The 916-nt window shown below is 58.3% G+C and carries 3 protein-coding genes; all 3 read right to left on the bottom strand.

What is annotated here, in order from left to right; all coding sequences use genetic code 11:
- On the bottom strand, window positions 1–401 hold a 401-nt coding region (locus tag L691_RS29175), incomplete at its 3' end, for a polyprenyl synthetase family protein (RefSeq protein ID WP_025691556.1).
- A complete protein-coding gene (xseB, locus tag L691_RS0116570; protein WP_025691555.1) occupies window positions 388–648 on the bottom strand; it encodes an exodeoxyribonuclease VII small subunit in 261 nt (86 codons plus the stop codon). The genes L691_RS29175 and xseB, both read right to left, overlap by 14 nt.
- Window positions 617–916: exodeoxyribonuclease VII large subunit (locus L691_RS29170; RefSeq protein ID WP_036737268.1), on the bottom strand; the 300-nt coding region annotated here is incomplete at its 5' end. The genes L691_RS29170 and xseB, both read right to left, overlap by 32 nt.

Here is a 916-nt window from a genome sequence, read left to right as displayed (position 1 = left end):
GCTGCCGCTTCGCCGTACACTTTATGATTCGTCAGCCTTCCCCGCCGGTAATCGTCATCGTCCATCGCGGGCAGATCATCATGAATCAATGAATACGTATGCACCATTTCAATCGCTGCAGCCACTGGAAGCGCCGCTTCCCGATTTCCTCCGGTCGCTTCGCACGCCGCGATAACGAGCAGAGGGCGAAGGCGCTTGCCGCCGGCGAGAAGCGAATAGTTCATCGCCTCCGCCAGCTTGGCGGGAACCTCCCAATGCGGCGGAAACAACGCCTGGAATTCACCCGTAACAAGATCGCTCACGCCAGCGATATATTCATTTAAAGGCTCGCGATTTACGGATTCAGCACGCTGAGATTCTGCCGGTTCATTCTCGGGAAGACCGTTATTAAAAGGAGTCATCGCCGTCCCCTTCCAGCGAGGAGCCGAAAGGTTTCTTGCGAAGCTCTCCGTCTTCTTCCACAATCATTTCGATCTTGCGCTCCACCTGCTCAAGCTTGGCTCCGCACAGCTGCGAGAGCTTCATTCCCTGCTGAAACAAATCGATCGCCTTCTCCAGCGGAACGTCGCCCTGCTCCAGTTCACGCACGATCAGCTCCAGCTGGTCCATTGCCTCCTCAAACCCCAGTTCCGCTTCTTCCTTCGCCATGATCCTTCGCATCCTCCTTCATACCCCATACCTGGCAATCCAGCTGACCGTCAGCCAGCTTGACGACCACCAGGTCGCCGAGCTGGACCTCGTTCAGCGATTTGATCAAATGCCGTTCTTTCTCGTCGTAGACGAGGCTGTATCCCCGCGCCATGACCTTAAGCGGGCTGAGCGCGTCCAGCGCCTTAAGCTCCGCCGCAAAGCGGGAGCGCTTGTCCGCAAGACGCGCGCTCATGGCGGCGGCCAGCTCGCGCCTGGCCGCGTCGCT

Origin of the sequence: Paenibacillus zanthoxyli JH29, from assembly GCF_000520715.1 — a bacterium.
GTDB classification, from domain to species: domain Bacteria; phylum Bacillota; class Bacilli; order Paenibacillales; family Paenibacillaceae; genus Paenibacillus_AQ; species Paenibacillus_AQ zanthoxyli.
The sequence above is the reverse complement of the archived record's forward strand: the minus strand, read 5'-3'. Positions and strand labels throughout refer to the sequence as shown.